General features: G+C 68.8%; 18 protein-coding genes. 12 read left to right on the plus strand and 6 right to left on the minus strand.

Annotated features, from left to right (window positions below):
* Positions 1 to 18: 18 nt before the first annotated feature.
* Both ACG0Z3_RS12810 and ACG0Z3_RS12815 read right to left on the minus strand, forming a co-directional pair.
* On the minus strand, positions 19 to 378 hold the full coding sequence (locus ACG0Z3_RS12810) for a hypothetical protein (protein WP_394397928.1): 360 nt from the start codon (positions 376 to 378) through the stop codon (positions 19 to 21).
* Entirely contained in the window at positions 375 to 1598 is a 1224-nt protein-coding gene (locus ACG0Z3_RS12815) for a class I SAM-dependent methyltransferase (RefSeq protein ID WP_394397930.1), read from the minus strand. The genes ACG0Z3_RS12810 and ACG0Z3_RS12815 overlap by 4 nt, the downstream gene beginning before the upstream one ends.
* A 167-nt stretch (positions 1599 to 1765) precedes the next feature.
* Between ACG0Z3_RS12815 and ACG0Z3_RS12820 the strand changes: the two genes are divergently transcribed.
* From ACG0Z3_RS12820 to ACG0Z3_RS12840, 5 genes are all read left to right on the plus strand, one after another.
* Complete coding sequence (locus ACG0Z3_RS12820; RefSeq protein WP_394397932.1) at positions 1766 to 2086, plus strand: hypothetical protein; 321 nt, start codon at positions 1766 to 1768, stop codon at positions 2084 to 2086.
* A 1-nt stretch (position 2087) separates the two neighbouring features.
* Positions 2088 to 2936: an SDR family NAD(P)-dependent oxidoreductase gene (locus ACG0Z3_RS12825; protein ID WP_394397934.1), complete on the plus strand. Its 849-nt coding sequence runs from the start codon at positions 2088 to 2090 to the stop codon at positions 2934 to 2936.
* 9 nt (positions 2937 to 2945) lie between these two features.
* Positions 2946 to 4415 carry an NAD-dependent succinate-semialdehyde dehydrogenase gene (locus ACG0Z3_RS12830; RefSeq protein ID WP_394397936.1) on the plus strand — a complete coding sequence of 490 codons (1470 nt, stop codon included), beginning with the start codon at positions 2946 to 2948 and terminating at the stop codon, positions 4413 to 4415.
* A 120-nt stretch (positions 4416 to 4535) separates the two neighbouring features.
* Entirely contained in the window at positions 4536 to 5576 is a 1041-nt protein-coding gene (locus ACG0Z3_RS12835) for a zinc-dependent alcohol dehydrogenase family protein (protein ID WP_394397938.1), read from the plus strand.
* 504 nt (positions 5577 to 6080) lie between these two features.
* On the plus strand, positions 6081 to 6704 hold the full coding sequence (locus tag ACG0Z3_RS12840; RefSeq protein WP_394397940.1) for a phosphohydrolase: 624 nt from the start codon (positions 6081 to 6083) through the stop codon (positions 6702 to 6704).
* Here the strand turns inward: ACG0Z3_RS12840 and ACG0Z3_RS12845 are convergent, their stop codons facing one another.
* On the minus strand, positions 6705 to 6902 hold the full coding sequence (locus tag ACG0Z3_RS12845; protein ID WP_394397942.1) for a hypothetical protein: 198 nt from the start codon (positions 6900 to 6902) through the stop codon (positions 6705 to 6707). It abuts the gene before it with no gap.
* 173 nt (positions 6903 to 7075) lie between these two features.
* Here ACG0Z3_RS12845 and pilB point away from each other — a divergent pair, with 173 nt between their 5' ends.
* From pilB to ACG0Z3_RS12875, 6 genes are all read left to right on the plus strand, one after another.
* The gene (pilB, locus tag ACG0Z3_RS12850; RefSeq protein ID WP_394397944.1) at positions 7076 to 8743 is read left to right on the plus strand and encodes a type IV-A pilus assembly ATPase PilB; all 1668 of its coding nucleotides are present in this window, start codon (positions 7076 to 7078) and stop codon (positions 8741 to 8743) included.
* A gap of 20 nt (positions 8744 to 8763) precedes the next feature.
* Positions 8764 to 9981 (plus strand): type II secretion system F family protein, encoded by a 1218-nt coding sequence (locus tag ACG0Z3_RS12855; RefSeq protein WP_394397946.1) that lies wholly within the window; start codon positions 8764 to 8766, stop codon positions 9979 to 9981.
* Positions 9982 to 10051: 70 nt separating this feature from the next.
* Positions 10052 to 10996, plus strand: coding sequence for a prepilin peptidase (locus tag ACG0Z3_RS12860; protein WP_394397948.1), 945 nt, complete (start codon positions 10052 to 10054; stop codon positions 10994 to 10996).
* 11 nt (positions 10997 to 11007) lie between these two features.
* Positions 11008 to 11613, plus strand: coding sequence for a dephospho-CoA kinase (gene coaE, locus ACG0Z3_RS12865; RefSeq protein WP_394397950.1), 606 nt, complete (start codon positions 11008 to 11010; stop codon positions 11611 to 11613).
* A 14-nt stretch (positions 11614 to 11627) separates the two neighbouring features.
* Entirely contained in the window at positions 11628 to 12383 is a 756-nt protein-coding gene (gene zapD, locus ACG0Z3_RS12870; RefSeq protein WP_394397953.1) for a cell division protein ZapD, read from the plus strand.
* Positions 12380 to 12592 carry a DNA gyrase inhibitor YacG gene (locus ACG0Z3_RS12875; protein WP_394397955.1) on the plus strand — a complete coding sequence of 71 codons (213 nt, stop codon included), beginning with the start codon at positions 12380 to 12382 and terminating at the stop codon, positions 12590 to 12592. Before zapD ends, ACG0Z3_RS12875 begins: the two co-directional genes overlap by 4 nt.
* A 31-nt stretch (positions 12593 to 12623) precedes the next feature.
* Here the strand turns inward: ACG0Z3_RS12875 and ACG0Z3_RS12880 are convergent, their stop codons facing one another.
* Genes ACG0Z3_RS12880 through tal form a run of 3 tightly spaced genes read right to left on the minus strand, consistent with a single transcriptional unit; the run spans position 12624 to position 15829 of the window.
* Positions 12624 to 13244 carry an HAD family hydrolase gene (locus ACG0Z3_RS12880; RefSeq protein ID WP_394397957.1) on the minus strand — a complete coding sequence of 207 codons (621 nt, stop codon included), beginning with the start codon at positions 13242 to 13244 and terminating at the stop codon, positions 12624 to 12626.
* Between the two features lie 7 nt (positions 13245 to 13251).
* Positions 13252 to 14886: a glucose-6-phosphate isomerase gene (gene pgi, locus ACG0Z3_RS12885; RefSeq protein ID WP_394397959.1), complete on the minus strand. Its 1635-nt coding sequence runs from the start codon at positions 14884 to 14886 to the stop codon at positions 13252 to 13254.
* Position 14887: 1 nt separating this feature from the next.
* On the minus strand, positions 14888 to 15829 hold the full coding sequence (tal, locus tag ACG0Z3_RS12890; RefSeq protein WP_394397961.1) for a transaldolase: 942 nt from the start codon (positions 15827 to 15829) through the stop codon (positions 14888 to 14890).
* A 111-nt stretch (positions 15830 to 15940) separates the two neighbouring features.
* Between tal and zwf the strand changes: the two genes are divergently transcribed.
* The gene (gene zwf, locus ACG0Z3_RS12895; RefSeq protein ID WP_394397963.1) at positions 15941 to 17386 is read left to right on the plus strand and encodes a glucose-6-phosphate dehydrogenase; all 1446 of its coding nucleotides are present in this window, start codon (positions 15941 to 15943) and stop codon (positions 17384 to 17386) included.
* Positions 17387 to 17393: the final 7 nt, after the last annotated feature.

Raw genomic sequence — 17393 nt, forward strand, 5'->3', positions numbered from 1 at the left:
TGCGGGCCTGGCGCCTCGTCACGCGGGCCGCGCCACCTCCACGGCCACATCCTCCGACGCCAGTTCGTCGCCCAGCGCGGCGGCCTCGTTCTCCTGCTGCAGGATGCGCAGCACGCGGGCCAGGTACTCCTGCGTCCACAGCGCCCGCTCGGCGGCGGCGGTGGCGTCGGGCCGGAAGCCGTCGACGGCGCCCGGCGCGATGACACCCTGCGCCAGCAACAGCCGCTCCAGCGTGTCCTGCCGCTGCCGCGACACGGCCAGTTCCTGCACCAGCGCCATCGTGATGGCCAGCACGCGCTCGACCTCGGGCGTCATGAAGTAGGGCCGCTTGCCGGCCGGCTTGCTGCTGGCGTGCTTCAGCGCTTCTTGAATGCTCATGTCGTCCTCCGCGCACCGATCACATGCCAGGCCGCCTTGCGGCCGTAGTCCTCCGTCGCGTCCTTCGCGGCGTCGGGAAAGAGGTCGGTGTCCACCACCGCCGTGACGCCGTCGTGGATCACCTCGCCGGCAGCGAAGCCGGCATCCACCAGGTGCTGCCCGAGGTCCATCTCGTGCAGGCGGCTCCAGAACGGCTCGTTGTTGTAGAACGCGTCCCAGTCGCGCAGCGCCTGCTCCAGCAGCGGCATCGCGGCGCTGTACTGCGGCTGCTCCACGTGCAGCGCCACGCCGCCCACGCGCAGCAGCCGGTGGCTCTCGCGGAAGATGGCGCTCAGCGCGGTGGTGGACAGCTCGTGCAGGAACATCGTCGTCTGCACCCAGTCGAAGCTGCCGTCCGCGAAGCGCGACAAGTCTTCGCCGCTGGCCTGCACGAAGCGGATGTTCTTCACGCCCAGCGACGCGGCGCGCGCGGCGGCATAGCGCAAGACCGGCGCGCCGACGTCCACGGCGATGACCTCGGCCTTGGGGAAGGCTTGCGCGATGGGCAGCGCGCTGTGGCCCACGGTGCAGCCGATGTCCAGGATGCGCCGGGGCCGGAAGTCCGGCATTGCGCGGCGCAGCCACTGCACCACGGCCTGGCCGCCGCCATCGGCCCAGCGGCCCAGCAGGCCGCCGGTGGTGACGAAGCCGCCGTGGTCGTAGTTGGCGCCGGCAGTCACGTCGCCCGGAAAGCGCTCGTGGTGGTAGCTGCCCGGCATGCAGTGGTGGTCCACCGCGCTGACGTAGCGCGGGATCTGCAGCGACGGGTCCAGCTGCAGGTGTTCGTCGTCGGCCAGCGACGCGGCGGTCGCGGCCAGCTCATGCGCCTGCCGCAGCACGGTCCACAGGCCGGCCTGCTGGCGCTGCTCCATCGTCATGCGGCGCAAGGCCGACCAGGCCTGGAAGGCCGGATCGTCCAGCAGCGCGCGGCGCACCTCGTGGCGATCGCGCGGCTCGCGGCCCAGCGTGGCGCGCAGGCGCGGCAGCACGCGGCGCTCGTAAGCGCTCACGACGCCAGGCAGCACCTGCGCCGCCAGGTGCCGGTTCATCTGCGCCAGCAGGTTGATGCGCTCGATCTCGTCGTGCGTCGTTTGGGGGAACACGGCGTGGCGGCCGACGACGCGGTAGTCCGGCGGGCCGTCGTGCCGGGGCGGGGGCGCCGCCGGGGCAGGGGTTTGCATGCAATCTCCTCGTGCGTGATTCAGGCCGCGAGGATGAAGGCGCAGGCCGCCGCTGTTCACCGCCAGCGCGGCAATGCTCGAAGGGTGGATAGCCGCGCGCCGCGACTGGGGCGATGCCGGGAGCCGCGCCTATCGTGGCGCCCTCCCCTCGAGTCCACCGCACTGCCATGGCCGCCACCCGCCTCATCGTCCTGTTCAACCTGAAGCCCGGCCGCTCGGTCGCCGACTACGAAGCCTGGGCCCGCAAGACGGACCTGCCGACAGTGAACGGGCTGAAGTCGGTAGCCGAGTTCTCCGTCTTCAGGGTGACCGGCCTGCTGGGCGACGACGTCGCGCGCCCGCCCTACCAGTACGTCGAGATCATCGACGTGAAGGACATGGACTGCTTCGGCGACGAGGTCAACACCGACGCGATGCGCAGGATCGCCGCCGACTTCCAGGACTGGGCCGATCCGGTGTTCTTGAACACCGCGCGCCTGGAGGCTTGACATGGCCGACACGTCATCACGCCCGCTGGCCGGCCTGACGGCCGTCATCACCGGGGCCGGCCGCCGCGGTGGCCTCGGCGAGGCCATCGCGCTGCGGCTGGCCGCAGACGGCGCGAACATCGTGCTGTCGGACATCGGCCGCGCGGTCGATGCCGCCACGCCGGGCCGCATGATCGGCGATCAGCAGGAGCTGCAAGCCGTGGCCGACGGCGTGCGCGCGCTGGGCGGCGCGGTCAGCACCCAACCCTGCGACGTGCGCGACTGGGTGCAAGTCAATGCGCTGGCCGAGCATGCGGTCGCCACGCACGGCAGCCTGGACATCTGGGTCAACAACGCCGGCATCGGCTACATCATGAAGCCGCTGCTGGAGGTGGAGCCGCACGACTGGGCGGCCGTCATCGACGTCAACCTGACCGGCGCCTTCTACGGCCTCAAGGCCGCGGCGGCAGTGATGGTCAAGCAGGGCCGCGGCGGGCGCATCGTCAACATCGCCAGCCAGGCGGCCAAGTCCGGCTTCGCGCAGGCCCAGGCCTACACCGCGTCCAAGCACGGGCTGGTGGGCCTGGCGCGCTCCGCTGCCATCGAGCTGGGGCCGCACGGCATCACGGTCAACAACGTCTGCCCCAACCACGTCACCACCGGTCTCGGCGCGTGGCAGAACGAGTACTTCGCCGCCCAGCAGGGCAAGACGCTGGCGCAGTACATGGACGCGATGACCGCACGCATCCCGCTGGGCCGCACCGGCCTGCCGGCCGACACGGCCAACGCCGTGGCCTTCCTGTGCTCGCCGCAGGCGGCCTACATCACGGCCGAGTCGATGAACGTGTCCGGCGGCGAAGAACCCCACTGAGCTGACGCCATGCCCCTGACCCTGGAACGCAGCGAGCTGCTGCGCACGCACAACCTGATCGGCGGCCAGTGGCGCGACGCCGCGGCCGGCCGCCAGTTCGCGGTGACCGATCCGGCCACCGCCGCCGTCGCCGCGCAGGTGCCCGACAGCGACGCCGCCGACGCCCGCTCCGCCGTGGACGCGGCGCACGCCGCCTTTCCCTCCTGGCGCGCCACCGCACCGCGCGCCCGCGCGCAGCTGCTGCGGCGCTGGCACGGCCTGATCCTGGCGCACGCGCAAGACCTGGCCCGGCTGATCAGCCGCGAGCAGGGCAAGCCGCTGGCCGAGGCGCGCGGCGAAGTGGCCTACGCGGCGTCCTACGTCGAATGGTTCGCCGAGGAGGCCGCGCACATTCACGGCGACGTGATCCCGTCGCCAAGCCCGCGTCGGCGCATGACGGCCGAGCACGAGCCGGTGGGTATCGTGGCCGCGATCACGCCGTGGAACTTCCCCGCAGCGATGATCGCCCGCAAGATCGCGCCGGCGCTAGCCGCCGGCTGCACGGTCGTCGCCAAGCCGGCCGAGGACACGCCGCTGACCTCGCTGGCGCTGGCCCGGCTGGCCGAGGAGGCCGGCGTGCCGGCGGGCGTGCTGAACGTCGTCGTCGCGTCGCGCGAGCGCGCGGCGGCGGTGGTGGCCGTCTGGCTGGCCGACGAGCGCGTGCGCAAGGTCACCTTCACCGGCTCTACGCCGGTGGGCAGGCACCTGGCCCGCGAGGCAGCGGCCACGTTCAAGCGCGTGTCGCTGGAGCTGGGCGGCAACGCGCCGTTCATCGTGTTCGACGACGCCGACCTGGACGCCGCCGTGGACGGCCTGATGGCCGCCAAGTTCCGCAACGCCGGCCAGACCTGCGTCAGCCCCAACCGCGTGTTCGTACACGACGCCGTGCACGACGCCTTCGTCGAGCGGCTGGCCGCGCGCGTGCAGGCGCTGCACGTCGGCCCGGCCACCGATGCGGCGTCGCAGATCGGCCCGCTGATCAACGCCCGCGCGGTGGACAAGATCGAGCATCACGTGCGCGACGCGCTCGCCCGCGGCGCCACGCTGCGCGTGGGCGGCGCACGGCTGCACGCGGACAGCGGCGCGCACTACTTCGCGCCGACGGTGCTGGTGGGCGTGGACGCCACGATGGCCTGCGCCTGCGAGGAGACCTTCGGGCCCGTGGTCGCCATCACGCGCTTCCACACCGAGGCCGGCGTGCTGGCCGCCGCCAACGCGACGCCGTTCGGCTTGGCTGCCTACTTCTACTCGCGCGACGTGGCGCGCTGCTGGCGCGTGGCCGACGCGCTGGAGGCCGGCATGGTCGGCATCAACGCCGGCGCGATCTCGTCCGAGGCGGCGCCGTTCGGTGGTGTGAAGGCCTCCGGCTACGGCCGCGAAGGCTCTCGTCGTGGCCTGGATGACTACCTGCAGATCAAGTTCCGCTGCCAGGACGCCTGAGAGGTTGAGAGTCTTTCACCCATGCCAGCCTTGCACGCCAAAGCGCCTTTCTGGCACGGCCGAAAAACTCTCAACCTCTGAGGGCGACCGGCAGCCTACGCAACGCTCCCCCGCAAAGGAATGAACATGAAGGTCTACGAGATCGGCACACAGCAAGGGCTGTCGTCACTGCGCGCCGCCGAACGCCCCGCCCTGCAACCCGGCCCGGGCCAGGTGGTGCTGCGCGTGCGCGCCGTGTGCCTGAACCACCGCGACCTGCTGATGCTGCAGGGCACCTACGGCCCGCGCCGCCCCGAGACGCGCATCCCCGTGTCCGACGGCGTCGGCGAGGTGATCTCGCTCGGCGACGGCGTACAGGGGCTGTCACTCGGCGAGCGCGTGACCTGCCCGCACTTCGCCACCTGGCTGGACGGCGAGTTCCACCCACGCTGGTTCGCCGAGGACCTGGGCATCAGCCGCGACGGCTGGCTGGCCGAGCAGATCGTCGTGCCGGCCGACGCGCTGGTGAAGGTGCCAGACAGCATGACAGACACGCAGGCTGCGGCGCTGCCGGCCGCCGCACTGACGGCGTGGAACGCGCTGGTGGAAGTGGGCCGCATCAAGGCTGGCGATCTGGTCCTGGCGCTGGGCACCGGCGGCGTCGCGATGCTGGCGCTGCAGCTGGCCAAGCTTCACGGCGCGCGCGTGGCCATCACGTCGTCCAGCGACGATAAGCTGGCCACGGCGCGCGAACTGGGCGCCGACTTCACGATCAACTACCGCAGCCATCCCGACTGGGCGGCGGAACTGCTGCGCCAGACCGGCGGCGACGGCGCGGACATCGTCGCCGAGACGGGCGGCCTGGCCACACTCGCCACGTCCATCGCCGCCGCCGCGCCCAACGGCCGCCTCGCGCTGATCGGTGCCCTCGCGGCCAGCCCGGCAGACGGCGCACTGCAACTGCAGAACCTCTTCGGCATCGTCGGCAAAAACCTGACACTGCGCGGCATCACGGCCGGAAACCGCCGCATGTTGCAGGCGATGGTGCGCGCGGTGGCTGCCGCCGGCATGAAGCCCCTCATCGACCGCGAATTCGCGTTCGACGACGCCGCGGCGGCCTACGCCCACCTCAAGACCGGCAGCCACCTGGGCAAGGTGCTGCTCCGCGTCCACCAATATTGAGGTCGCCTCGCGTCAACGAGAAGAAGACGTCGGCATGGGCACGCATGCTCCAGCAACCAAGTGGGTGGGAGGGCCTCCCCTCCTGGCGCGCCCCACGACGCCCCATGCGACCCTGAGCCAATCGCTGCTGGACTCGCTGGAGCGCAGCCTCACGCGCGGGCATTGCCGCGTCGCGGCCCAACGCTTCCTTGTGCTGTCTGCTTGCGACGTGATAGTGCCCGTAGAGGCCCGGGCGACTTGCGAAGCCGTACTGGCTCGCCTATCGACAGGCGAGAGGATCAGAATCCAGCAGGCTGCAGAGCGATGGGTCACCGTCATGCGACGAATCTCATGAGCAAGCGAAGACGAAGCTGGGGCAATGAGGCAATGAAGCATCAATACGCCCCAATTTTTTGATCACCAGCCGATCTTCTTCAAGACTTGGCGCGAATTCGTCGCAATCGGCTGGAGTGAGGTCAGACCCGCATTGCCGCCCCCCTCGCCAGCCGCCCTATGCTGCAGCGCATGGACACCTCCGATCGGCCACGTGCATGGATACGGCTGCCTTCTGGGGCGGCCCTGGATCTCATCAACCCTAGATCCGACGCCTGGACGGACCTCGACCTTGCATCGCGATTGGCGCGAACCTACCGATGGGGAGGCGAGTCTGTCTGGCCCTGGCCGCTGTCGGTCGCACAGCATTCGCTGCTTGTGCTGGCGTTGCGCCGCGACGGCGCGGCACAGCCCCTGAGTGCCGCCGAGGCCCGGGCCGAGCTGCTGCACGATGCCGAGGAAGGCTTCCTCGGCTTTGACTGCATCTCGCCCTTGAAGCGGGTTCTCGGCGCACCGTTCCAGCAGGTTGCCGACCGGCTGATGTCCGCCATTGCGCTGCGCTACCAGTTGCCGGCCTGGACGGACGCCTCACATCGCGCCCACAAGCTGGCGGACCGCATCGCGGCAGCCTCCGAGGCCGTGCATTGCACCGGATGGTCGAAGGAAGAGGTACGCGAGGTGCTCGGCATCCAGGAGCCCGTGATGACCGTCGATCCGCTGCAGGCCATCTACGGCGACAACGCCTGGGAGCCCTGGCCGTCGGACCTCGCCGCTGCGCGCTTCCTTGACGAACTGCGCCGGCTTCAGCCGGGCTGATCACCGGCGACGCAACACCGGCGCCGCCTCCACACGTTCGCCGTTGACGTACGTCGCACCGTCGATCACCTCGATCAGCATCTCCCCGAAAGCGCTGCGCCATACATAGCGCAACACGCCGTCGGTGGCGAGTTCGAGGTCAGCCTGCTCCGGCACGTCGGGCCTGAGCAGGATTTGCGGCAGCATCGCGTCATTCATGGCCAGGGATTCCCCTGGCAAGGATACGCCGCCAACCGCCCGGTTGCGCCGACTGCCGGGCCACCGCCCGCTGGCACAATCAGCGGACTTCAGTTCCTCGCGTCACGGACGCCAACGCAGTGGAAACCACGCTCGCCGAGCCGCATCAGTCCGCCCTATCCGGGGTTGCGCGCATGCTCGTGCACGCGGGCAAACTGCCCGTCAAGGCGGCTGAAGAGCTCGTGCGGCAGGCGCGCGACAAGAAGACCAGCTTCGTCAATGCGCTGATCGCCAGTGGCCAGGTCTCGGCCGCCGATCTGGCCCACACGCTGTCCAGCGCGCTGGCGTTGCCGCTGCTGGACCTGTCGGCGATGGACCCGCAGAAGCTGCCGCAGAACATCATCGACGGCAAGCTGGCCCAGCAGTACCAGGTCGTGGCCCTGTCGCGCCGTGGCAGCCGGCTGTTCGTTGGAGGCGCCGACCCCACCGACCTGGAGGTCATCGAGCGCATCAAGTTCGCGACGCAGTTGCAGCCCGAATGGGTCATCGTCGAGCATGACAAGCTGACCAAGCTGCTCAGCAGCGTCGGGGTCAGCGCGACCGAGTCGCTGGAGTCCATCGCCGGTGGCGACTTCGACTTCGACATCGCCGAGGACGATGCCACGCCGCAGCAGGAGGCCGCCGAACTGGCCGACGTGGAGGACGCGCCGGTCGTGCGCTTCCTGCAGAAAATGCTGGTGGACGCGATCAACCTGCGCGCGTCCGACCTGCACTTCGAGCCCTACGAGTTCCACTACCGCGTGCGCTTCCGCGTCGACGGCGAGTTGCGCGAGATCACGCAGCCGCCGATCGCGATCAAGGACAAGCTGGCCTCGCGCATCAAGGTGATCTCGCGCCTGGACATCGCCGAAAAGCGCGTGCCGCAGGACGGCCGCATGAAGCTCAAGTTCGGCGCGAAGTCCATCGACTTCCGCGTCAGCACGCTGCCCACGCTGTTCGGCGAGAAGATCGTCATCCGTATCCTGGACTCGTCCTCGGCCAAGCTGGGCATCGAGGCCCTGGGCTACGAGAAGATCGAGAAGGATAGGCTGCTCGCCGCCATCTACCGCCCCTACGGCATGGTGCTGGTGACGGGCCCGACCGGCTCTGGCAAGACGGTGTCGCTCTACACCTGCCTGAACATCCTGAACCAGCCGGGCGTCAACATCTCCACCGTCGAGGACCCGGCCGAAATCAACCTGCCGGGCATCAATCAGGTCAATGTGAACGACAAGGCGGGCCTGAACTTCTCGGCCGCGCTGAAGTCCTTCCTGCGTCAGGATCCGGACATCATCATGGTCGGCGAAATCCGCGACCTGGAAACCGCCGACATCGCGATCAAGGCAGCACAGACGGGCCACATGGTCATGTCCACGCTGCACACCAACGATGCGCCCAAGACGCTGACGCGCCTGCTGAACATGGGTGTCGCCCCGTTCAACATTGCGTCCAGCGTGCTGCTGATCACCGCGCAGCGGCTGGTGCGGCGGCTGTGCGAGAACTGCAAGGCCCCGGCCGAGTACCCGCGCGATGCGATGCTGAAGGCCGGCTTCGTCGAGGAAGACTTCGACGGCAGCTGGAAGCCCTACCGCGCCGTGGGCTGCAGCAACTGCACAAACGGTTACCGTGGCCGCGTGGGCCTTTACCAAGTGATGCCCATCACGGAAGACATCCAGCGCATCATCCTCGCCGAGGGAACGGCGATGGACATCGCCGCGCAGGCCAGGAAGGAAGGCGTTCGTGACCTGCGGCAGTCGGGCCTGGTCAAGGTCCGCGCCGGCGTCACGACGCTGGAAGAAGTCCTGTCCGCCACCAACGAATAAAACAGTCGCGAGGAGAGCGCATGGCCACCGCCGCAGCAAAAGGCGTCAAGGACTTTGTCTTCGAATGGGAAGGCAAGGACCGCAATGGCAAGATCGTCAAGGGCGAACTGCGTGCCGGCGGCGAGGCCATGGTCAGCGCCACGCTGCGCCGCCAGGGCATCCTGGTCAACAAGGTCAAGAAGCGCCGCGTCAGTGGCGGCACCGCCATCAAGCAGAAGGACATTGCCGTCTTCACACGCCAGCTCGCCACGATGATGCGCGCCGGCGTGCCGCTGCTGCAGTCTTTCGACATCGTGGCTCGCGGTGCGACCAATCCCCGCCTGACGCGGCTGCTGAACGACATCCGCCAGGACGTGGAGACCGGTACCAGCCTCTCGTCCGCGTTCCGCAAGCATCCGATGTACTTCGACGCGCTGTACTGCAACCTCGTCGAGGCCGGTGAGGCCGGCGGCATTCTGGAGGCGCTGCTGGACCGGCTGGCGATCTACCAGGAGAAGACCGTCGCGCTGAAGAACAAGATCAAGTCGGCGCTGACCTACCCCATCGCGGTGCTGACGGTGGCCTTCATCGTCGTCGCGGTCATCATGATCTTCGTGATCCCGGCGTTCAAGGAGGTGTTCACGTCCTTCGGCGCCGACCTGCCGGCGCCCACGCTCATCGTCATGGCGATGTCGGAGTTCTTCGTCAGCTACTGGTACCTGATTTTCGGCGGCATTGGCGGCGGCCTGTACTTCTTCATCCAGAGCTGGAAGCGCTCCGTGAAGATGCAAAAGCGCATGGACCGCATCCTGCTGAAGATCCCCGTCTTCGGGGACCTGATGTTCAAGTCCGCCGTCGCTCGCTGGACGCGCACGCTGTCGACGATGTTCGCGGCCGGCGTGCCGCTGGTGGAAGCCCTGGACTCGGTCGGCGGCGCCTCGGGCAACGCCGTTTTCCAGGAAGCCACCGAGCAGATCCAGCGCGACGTCTCCACCGGCTCGGCGCTGACCACGTCCATGCAGACCACCGGCATCTTCCCGACCATGGTGCTGCAGATGGCCTCCATCGGCGAAGAATCCGGCTCGCTGGACCACATGCTGGCCAAGGCGGCCGAGTTCTACGAGGACGAGGTGGACGAGGCCGTGAAGGCGCTGTCCAGCCTGATGGAGCCCTTCATCATCGTCATCCTCGGCACCCTGATCGGTGGCATCGTCGTGTCGATGTACTTGCCCATCTTCAAGATCGGCGCGGTCGTGTGATCCGAGCGCGGCGCCGGCTCGGAATGCGGGTAGATTGCAGCCCGCGTTCCACCTGACCCCGCCGCGCATCATGTTCCTTGCCACCATCGACTGGTCCCTCTGGCTCTCGCCCTGGGTGCTGGGCCTCTTCGGGCTGTGCATCGGCAGCTTCCTGAACGTCGTCATCCACCGGCTACCGTTGATGCTGGAGCGGCAGTGGGTGCACGAGTCGGCGGCTCAGCTGACCGATGCTGCGGCGATGGCGCGTGCGGCGCGGCTGCCGCTGGCCGAGACCGAGAAGCTGGCCAAGGCCGTCGACGACTTCGGCACCCGGATCGAATCGCTGCCCCACTTCGGCATCGCTGCACCGCGCTCGCGCTGCCCGCATTGCGGCCACCAGCTGCGCTGGCACGAGAACCTGCCGCTCGTCGGCTGGCTGCGGCTGGGCGGCAAATGCGCGGCCTGCAAGGCGCCGATCTCCAAGCGCTATCCCCTCATCGAGCTGATCACGGGGCTGGCGTTCGCCACGCTGTCCTGGCGTTTCGGTGCGCAGCCGACGACGCTGCTGTGGTGCGGCTTCGTCGCGGCGCTGATCGCGCTGGCGATGATCGACCTGGACACGCAGTTCCTGCCCGACGACATCACGCTGCCTCTGTTGTGGGCAGGCCTCGTGGCCGCGGCAATGGGCTGGACCGTTCCGCTTGACAAGGCCCTTGTGGGCGCAGCGGCCGGCTACCTGTCGCTGTGGTCGATCTACTGGCTGTACAAGCTGGTGCGCAAGCGCGAGGGCATGGGCTACGGCGACTTCAAGCTGCTGGCCGCCATGGGCGCCTGGCTGGGCTGGCCCATGCTGCTGCCCATCATCCTGCTGTCCTCCGCCGTAGGCGCCGTGGTCGGCATCTGCCTGATCCTGTTCCGCGGCCATGGGCGCGAGATCCCCATCCCGTTCGGCCCCTACCTGGTCGGCGGCGGCCTCGTGGCCCTGTTCGTGGGCCAGCCCGCGCTGCTGGGGCTGCTGGGCCTCTACCTGGGTTGAGACGGCCGACCATGCGCATCGGGCTGACGGGCGGCATCGGCTCCGGCAAGAGCACGGTCGCCGGCTTTCTGCGCGAGGCCGGGGCAGCCATCGTCGACACGGACGTCATCTCGCGCGCGCTGACCACACCGGGCGGCGCCGCGATGCCCGCCATCGCTCAGCAGTTCGGCGTGGAGTTCGTGACGGCCGATGGCGCGCTGGACCGCGACCGCATGCGCGCCCTCGCCTTCTCGGACACCGCCGCCAAGCGCCGGCTGGAAGCCATCCTGCATCCGCTGATCACCGCCGAGGCGCTGACCCAGGCCGAGGCGGCCCGAGCCCCGCTGGTAGTGTTCGACGTGCCACTGCTGGTGGAGTCCGGCCGCTGGCGGCCACGCGTGGCGCGCGTGCTGGTGATCGACTGCACGGTCGAGACGCAGCGGGCCCGCGTGCTGCAGCGCCCGGGCTGGACGCCGGAGCGCGTCGAGGGCGCACTGGCCGCACAGGCCACGCGCGAAGCCCGCCGCGCCGCAGCCGACGCCGTGATCTTGAACGATGGCCTGCCACTGGCCGCGCTCAGAAGCGAGGTCATGAGCCTGGCCGCACGCTGGGGCTGTGAAACAATGACAACGCCCTGACTGAAGCCTGCGCCGTGGTCCTGTACGAGTACCCGTTCAACGAGAGCATCCGCACGATGCTCCGCCTCGAACACCTGTTTGATCGCTTCGGTGCGCTGATGGCCCGCGACCCTGCGCTGGATCACCATTTCGCGCTGGTCTCGCTGTTCGAAATCCTCGACGTCGCCTCGCGCGCCGACCTCAAGAGCGACCTGCTGAAGGAGCTGGAGAAGCACAAGGCCCAGTTCAATGGCTACCGCGGCAGCGCGGGCGTGGACGAGGCGCGGCTGGACGACGTCATCACCCGCCTCGACGGCGCGTTCCAGCGGCTGAACGCCCAGAGCGGCAAGACCGGTGCGGCGCTGAACAGCAACGAGTGGCTGATGAGCATCCGCAGCCGCATCAGCATCCCGGGCGGCACCTGCGAGTTCGACCTGCCCGCCTACTACCACTGGCAGCAGCTGCTGCCGGTGCGCCGCCGCAAGGACCTGATGGCCTGGGCACAGTCGCTGATGCCGCTGGCCGAGGCGCTGCAGCTGCTGCTGGGCCTGCTGCGCGACTCCGGCACACCGCACAAGGTGGCCGCCAATGCGGGCCAGTTCCAACAGAGCCTGCCGGCCGGCCGCGTCTACCAGCTGCTGCGCATGCGCATCGACCCCAGCCTGGGCCTGATCCCCGAGATCACCGGCCACCGGCTGATGGTCTCCATCCGCCTGATGCGCCAGGACGAGGAAGGTCGGCTCAAGCTGGCGCCCGAGGACACCGGTTTCGAACTGGCGTTGTGCCAATGAAGAAGAACGCCCAAGGTGAGCGCCTGGTGCGCTGCCCGCAATGCAGCGGCGACAGCGTGTTCGCGCCCAGCAACAAATGGCGGCCGTTCTGCAGCGAGCGCTGCCGCCAGATCGACCTGGGCGCGTGGGCCAGCGAGAGCTTTCGCGTGCCGGCCACGCCCCCGCAGGATCCTGACGAGCTCGGCCCCGACGGCCAGCACCTGCACTAGCGAGGCGCCGGCCCCGCCCGGCGGAGGCACCTCAGGCGTTCAACAGCCGGCGGGACACCAATTCGCGCCGTGCGCTGGCCGCATCCGTGAACAGGAAGGCCTGCCAGTCACGAGCAAGCGCAGCGTCGATGTTGGCCGGGTGGTCGTCGATGAACAGCAGCTCCGACGGCGCTGCGCCGAACTGGCGCTCGGCCATCGAGAAGATCTCCGCCCCCGGCTTGCTCTGCTTGACGCGGCCCGAGAAGATGCCCGACTCGAACCACTCGCTCAGCGGATAGGTCTGGCTGAGATGGTCGGCATAGGGCTCGGGCATGTTGGACAGAAAGTGCAGCGTGTGCCCCGCAGCCTTGAGATCGCGAATCAGCACGACCGTCCCCGGAATGGCCATCAACTCGTCGGGCACCGCGCGCACGACCGTCTCGACCTCGCCGCGCGGCCAGCCGGTGCGGGCCGAGATGCGACGCACCACCTCGTCGGCGCCGATCAGCCCCTGGTCGAACAGGCCCCAGTCGCCGCCGTAGTTCTGGAAGAACACCGACGCGACCTGGGCGCCCTGCTCCAGCGTCTCGATGCGGTGCGGCCAGACGCGCGCCAGGAAGCTGGCCGGGTGCCAGCGGAAGACGACGCCGCCAAAGTCGAAGACGATCTTCATGGGGGCCTCAGGCGCTCGTCAGTCGGGCCAGCAGACCAGCGGTCGAACCGTCCAGGCCCGACGTGTCGCCGGAGTCCAGGCGCGGCAGCAGCTGGTTGCACAGTGCCTTGCCCAACTCAACCCCCCACTGGTCGAAGCTGTTGATGCCCCACAGCGCACCGGTCACGAAGACGCGGTGCTCGTACAGCGCGATCAGCGCACCCAGCGAGCGCGGCGTCAGCGCGTCCAGCACCAGCGTCGTGCTCGGACGATTGCCAGGGAAGCTGCGGTGACGGGACAGCACATCGCGGTCCAGCGTGGCCGAGGCCGTCGGCGCCTTCTCGGTCAGCGCCTCGGCAGCGGTCTTGCCCTGCATCAGCGCCTGGCTCTGGGCGAGGCAGTTGGCCAGCAGCTTGCGGTGCTGGTCGGCCAGCTTCTCGGCCAGCTCGCCGGTCACGCCATGGTTGGGGCGCTTCACGGCAATGAACTCGACGGGAATCACGTCCGTGCCCTGGTGCAGCATCTGGAAGTAGGCATGCTGCCCGTTGGTACCGGCCTCGCCCCAGACGACCGGCGACGTGCCGATCGCCAGCGCATGGCCGTCCAGGTCCACGCCCTTACCGTTGCTCTCCATCTCCAACTGCTGCAGATAAGCCGGCAGGCGGCGCAGGCCCTGGTGGTAGGGCGCGACGCTGCGGCTCGTGAAACCGTGGAAGTTGCGGTACCAGATGTCGACCAGGCCCAGCAGCACGGGCAGGTTATGCGCCAGCGGCGTGGACGCGAAATGCTGGTCCATCGCGTGCGCGCCGGCCAGCAACGCGCGGAAGTTGTCGGCACCGACGGCGATGGCGATGGGCAGGCCGATCACCGACCACAGGGAGTAGCGGCCACCGACCCAGTCCCAGAAGCCGAAGGCGGTGTCGATGCCGAACGCGGCGGCGGCAGCGGTGTTGCTGCTGGTGGCGACGAAGTGGCGGGCCACGTCCGTGCAGCCCTGGCTCAGGAACCAGGCCTTGGCGGCCTGCGCGTTGGCCAGCGTCTCCTGCGTCGTGAAGGTCTTGGACGCGATGACGAACAGCGTGTGCGCTGCGTCGAGGCCCGCCAGCACGGGCGCCAGGTCGTGCCCATCGACGTTGGAGACGAAGTGCAGCTTCAGGTCACGGCGACCGAAGGCCTGCAGCGCCTGCACGACCATGGCCGGGCCGAGGTCACTGCCGCCGATGCCGATATGCACGACATCGGTGATAGCGCCGCGATCGCCACGGCGCACGCTCTCGGCGAACGCCAGCATCGCGTCCAGCGACGCCTGCACATCGGCATTGAACGGCGCGTCGCTGCCGGCCGGCGCACGCAGCGCCGTGTGCAGCACCGCGCGGCCTTCGGTGTGGTTGACCGGGTCACCGCGCAACAGCGCGTCGCGCCGCGCTTCCAGGCCGCAGTCGGCGGCCAGCTTCAGCAGCAGCGCCAGCGTCGGCGCATCGATGCGGTTCTTGGACAGGTCGGCAAAGACCTCGGGCGCTTCGAACGACAGCACACCGAAGCGGCCCGCATCAGCCTGGAAGGCCGAGCGGATGTCGAAGCCGCGACCACTCGCGGCGCCGTCTTGGTCGAAATGGGCCTGCAGTTCGGCCCAGACGGGGGAGAGGTCGCAGCGCACCGTCATGTCAGGCCGCCTCGATGAGCTTGTCGAGCTTGCCAGCGTCGACAGCGAACAGGCGGATGCCTTCGGCCAGCTTCTCGGTAGCCATGGCGTCCTCGTTCAGCGCGAAGCGGAAGGCGGCTTCGTCCAGATGGATGGCGGGCGTGCCCGAACCCTTGGCCGGGTTCAGCGCACGTTCCAGCTTGGCGTCCGTCGCCTGCAGCTGTGCCAGCAGGTCGGGGCTGATGGTCAGCAGGTCGCAGCCGGCCAGCGCCTGGATCTGGCCGATGTTGCGGAAGCTCGCGCCCATCACTTCGGTCTTGATGCCGTGCTGCTTGAAGTACGCGTAGATCTGCGACACCGACTTCACGCCCGGGTCATTGACACCCGCCATCGCTGCCTCATCCCAGGCCGGGCCGGCGGCCTTCTTGTACCAGTCGTAGATGCGGCCGACGAAGGGCGAGATCAGCTGCACCTTGGCCTCACCGCAGGCCACGGCCTGCGCGAATGCGAACAGCAGCGTCAGGTTGCAGCGGATGCCTTCGCGCTCCAGCTCGGCAGCGGCCTGGATGCCTTCCCACGTCGACGCCAGCTTGATCAGCACGCGCTCGCGCGAGATGCCGGCGGCTTCGTACAGGCCGATGATGCGGCGTGCGCGGAACAGGCTGGCGGCCTTGTCGAACGACAGGCGAGCGTCGACCTCGGTGGACACGCGCCCCGGCACGACCTTCAGGATCTCCAGACCGAAGCGCACCAACACGTGGTCGACGATCTCGTCCAGCGGCTTGCCCCGGTGTGCGTCGACGGTCTCCTTCAGCAGCGGCGCGTAGTCGGGCGACTGCACGGCCTTCAGGATCAGCGAAGGGTTGGTCGTCGCGTCCCGTGGCGCGAACTGCGCCAGCTGCAGGAAGTTGCCGGTGTCAGCAACCACGGTGGTGAAGGACTTGAGTTGGTCGAGCTGGTTCATGGCTTGAGCTCCGGATTGACCCGGCGAAGAAACTGCTGCATAGTATTTCACGAAACTTAGTTACACAACGGTTAGCGCCCCCTGCGTGGGCCTGGCCTGGAGACGCTCTCGATGTCCTTCGATCTCGTGTTCTTTGGTGGTACCGGCGACCTGACATGGCGCAAGCTGATGCCCGCGCTGTTCCAGGCCTTCCGGCACGGCAAGCTGCCCGAGGGCGGCCGCATTCTCGCCGTCGCCCGTGACGATCAGTCCGATGAACGCTACCGCGAATGGCTGAAGGAGCGCTTCCGCGAGGTGGACGGCGCCAAGCGCCCCAACGACGAGGAGTTCGAGAAGTTCGCGGCGCTGATCCACTACCGCCGCATGGACCTGTCCCAGCCCGAGCACTACCAGGGCCTGAAGGACTGGCTGGATGCGCGCAACGCCGACACCGTCGTGCTGTACCTGGCTACCAGCCCACACCTGTTCACCGGTATCTGCCAGCAACTCGGCGCCGTCGGCCTGAACCACGACAAGGTGCGCGTGGTGCTGGAGAAGCCGCTGGGCCACGACCTGGCCAGCGCGCAGGAGATCAACCGCGCGGTGCGCAGCGTCTTTGCCGAAAGCCAGGCCTTCCGCATCGACCACTACCTCGGCAAGCCGTCAGTGCAGAACCTGATGGCGCTGCGCTTCGGCAACGCGCTGTTCGAACCGCTGTGGCGCCGCGAGAGCATCGCCAACATCCAGATCACGCTGGCCGAGCGCCTGGGCGTGGGCACGCGCGGCGCGTTCTACGACGGCACTGGCGCGCTGCGCGACATGATCCAGAACCATGCGCTGCAGCTGCTGACGATGATCGCGATGGAGCCGCCGTCCACCAACGACGCCGACGCCATCCGTGACGAGAAGCTCAAGGTGCTGCGCTCGCTGAAGCCCTTCACGGCCGAAAGCGTCGCCCGCGATGTCGTGCGCGGCCAGTACCGCGCCGGCAACATCGAGGGCAAGGCCGTGCCGGGCTACCTCGAAGAGGTCAAGGTGCCCGCGGACAGCCATTGCGAAACCTTCGTCGCGCTGCGTACCGAGGTCAACAACTGGCGCTGGGCCGGCGTGCCCTTCTACCTGCGCACCGGCAAGCGCCTGGCCGAGCGCGACGCGGAGATCGTCGTCAACTTCCGCCCCGTGCCGCACAAGATCTTCCCGGGCGCCAGCCAGCCCAACCGCCTCGTCATCAAGCTGCAGCCCGAGGACGGGCTGGAGCTGCAGCTGCTGGCCCAGAAGGGCGCCGGCGCCGGCGAGCAGCTGACGCCGGTGTCGCTGGACCTGGACTTCGACAAGGCCTTCGCAACGCAGCGCGTCGGCGCCTACGAGCGCCTGCTGCTGGACGCCATCGCCGGCCGCCTGAACCTGTTCGTCCGCAGCGACGAGCAGGAGCAGGCCTGGCGCTGGGTCGAGCCCATCCTGGACGCCTGGGCCGCCGACGCGACCGGCCCGCGCCCCTACTCCGCCGGTTCCTGGGGCCCGGCCGCCGCGAGTGCGCTGGTGGCGCGTGACGGCTTCTCCTGGGCAGAAGAGCAATGAAGGCCGC

Origin of the sequence: Pelomonas margarita, assembly GCF_043555875.1 — a bacterium.
Taxonomy (GTDB): Bacteria; Pseudomonadota; Gammaproteobacteria; order Burkholderiales; family Burkholderiaceae_C; genus Pelomonas; species Pelomonas margarita.